Source organism: Alkalihalobacillus alcalophilus ATCC 27647 = CGMCC 1.3604 (genome assembly GCF_000292245.2).
Classification (GTDB): Bacteria; Bacillota; Bacilli; order Bacillales; family Bacillaceae_D; genus Alkalihalobacillus; species Alkalihalobacillus alcalophilus.
Genome location: NZ_ALPT02000147.1, coordinates 1 through 2,774, shown reverse-complemented (window position 1 = coordinate 2,774; position 2,774 = coordinate 1). Strand labels below are relative to the sequence as shown.

The following is a 2,774-nucleotide window of genomic DNA, read 5'->3' as shown; positions in this document are numbered from 1 at the left end:
TGGTTAAGTTAGAAAGGGCGCACGGTGAATGCCTTGGCACTAGGAGCCGAAGAAGGACGCGACGAACGGCGAAACGCCTCGGGGAGCTGTAAGTAAGCTTTGAACCGGGGATATCCGAATGGGGGAACCCACCATCTTTAATAGGATGGTATCCATATCTGAATACATAGGGTATGAGAAGGCAGACCTGGGGAACTGAAACATCTAAGTACCCAGAGGAAGAGAAAGCAAATGCGATTTCCTGAGTAGCGGCGAGCGAAACGGAAACAGCCCAAACCAAGAGGCTTGCCTCTTGGGGTTGTAGGACACTCTATACGGAGTCAAAAAGAAACGGAGTAGGTGAAGCGACCTGGAAAGGTCCGTCAAAGAGGGTAACAACCCCGTAGCCGAAACTTCGTTTCCTCCAGAGTGGATCCTGAGTACGGCGGGACACGTGAAACCCCGTCGGAATCCGGGAGGACCATCTCCCAAGGCTAAATACTCCCTAGTGACCGATAGTGAACCAGTACCGTGAGGGAAAGGTGAAAAGCACCCCGGAAGGGGAGTGAAAGAGATCCTGAAACCGTGTGCCTACAACTAGTTGGAGCCCGTTAATGGGTGACAGCGTGCCTTTTGTAGAATGAACCGGCGAGTTACGATGTCGTGCAAGGTTAAGCTGATGAAGCGGAGCCGTAGCGAAAGCGAGTCTGAATAGGGCGAATGAGTACGCCGTCGTAGACCCGAAACCGTGTGATCTACCCATGTCCAGGGTGAAGTTCAGGTAACACTGAATGGAGGCCCGAACCCACGCATGTTGAAAAATGCGGGGATGAGGTGTGGGTAGGGGTGAAATGCCAATCGAACTCGGAAATAGCTGGTTCTCCCCGAAATAGCTTTAGGGCTAGCCTCGAGGTGAGAGTATTGGAGGTAGAGCACTGATTGGACTAGGGGTCCCCACAGGATTACCGAATTCAGTCAAACTCCGAATGCCAATTACTTATCCTCGGGAGTCAGACTGCGAGTGCTAAGATCCGTAGTCAAGAGGGAAACAGCCCAGACCATCAGCTAAGGTCCCCAAGTATACGTTAAGTGGAAAAGGATGTGGAGTTGCTTAGACAACCAGGATGTTGGCTTAGAAGCAGCCACCATTTAAAGAGTGCGTAATAGCTCACTGGTCGAGTGACTCTGCGCCGAAAATGTACCGGGGCTAAACGTATCACCGAAGCTATGGATTGACACCTTCAGGTGTCAGTGGTAGGGGAGCGTTCTAAATGCAGCGAAGTCAGATCGTGAGGACTGGTGGAGCGTTTAGAAGTGAGAATGCCGGTATGAGTAGCGAAAAGAGGGGTGAGAATCCCCTCCGTCGAAAGCCCAAGGTTTCCTGAGGAAGGCTCGTCCGCTCAGGGTTAGTCGGGACCTAAGCCGAGGCTGAAAAGCGTAGGCGATGGACAACAGGTTGAAATTCCTGTACCACCTCCTCACCGTTTGAGTAATGGGGGGACGCAGAAAGATAGGGTAAGCGCACTGATGGATATGTGCGTCCAAGCAGTTAGGCTGAGAAGTAGGCAAATCCGCTTCTCATAAAGGCTGAGCTGTGATGGCGAGGGAAATTGAGTACCGAAGTTCCTGATTCTACACTGCCAAGAAAAGCCTCTAGCGAGGTGAGAGGTGCCCGTACCGTAAACCGACACAGGTAGGCGAGAAGAGAATTCTAAGACGCTCGGGAGAACTCTCGTTAAGGAACTCGGCAAAATGACCCCGTAACTTCGGGAGAAGGGGTGCTCTATTAAGGTGAATAGCCTGAGAGAGCCGCAGTGAAAAGATCCAAGCGACTGTTTAGCAAAAACACAGGTCTCTGCGAAGCCGCAAGGCGAAGTATAGGGGCTGACACCTGCCCGGTGCTGGAAGGTTAAGAGGAGGGGTTATCCCTTCGGGAGAAGCTCTGAATTGAAGCCCCAGTAAACGGCGGCCGTAACTATAACGGTCCTAAGGTAGCGAAATTCCTTGTCGGGTAAGTTCCGACCCGCACGAATGGTGTAACGATTTGGATACTGTCTCAACGAGAGACCCGGTGAAATTATAGTACCTGTGAAGATGCAGGTTACCCGCGACAGGACGGAAAGACCCCATGGAGCTTTACTGTAGCTTGATATTGGATGTTGGTACAGTTTGTACAGGATAGGTAGGAGCCTTGGAAGCCGGAGCGCTAGCTTCGGTGGAGGCGTCGGTGGGATACTACCCTGACTGTGCTGACATTCTAACCTCGGACCGTGATCCGGTTCAGGGACAGTGTCAGGTGGGCAGTTTGACTGGGGCGGTCGCCTCCTAAACAGTAACGGAGGCGCCCAAAGGTTCCCTCAGAATGGTTGGAAATCATTCGTAGAGTGCAAAGGCAAAAGGGAGCTTGACTGCGAGACCTACAAGTCGAGCAGGGACGAAAGTCGGGCTTAGTGATCCGGTGGTTCCGCATGGAAGGGCCATCGCTCAACGGATAAAAGCTACCCTGGGGATAACAGGCTTATCTCCCCCAAGAGTCCACATCGACGGGGAGGTTTGGCACCTCGATGTCGGCTCATCGCATCCTGGGGCTGAAGTAGGTCCCAAGGGTTGGGCTGTTCGCCCATTAAAGCGGTACGCGAGCTGGGTTCAGAACGTCGTGAGACAGTTCGGTCCCTATCCGTCGCGGGCGCAGGAAATTTGAGAGGAGCTGTCCTTAGTACGAGAGGACCGGGATGGACACACCGCTGGTGTACCAGTTGTTCCGCCAGGAGCATCGCTGGGTAGCTACGTGTGGA

1 rRNA gene is annotated in these 2,774 nt (G+C 53.0%); it reads left to right on the top strand.

The features are described 5' to 3' along the window. Window position 1: 1 nt before the first annotated feature. Window positions 2–2,774: ribosomal RNA gene (locus BALCAV_RS20660) — 23S ribosomal RNA — on the top strand; the annotation flags it as partial.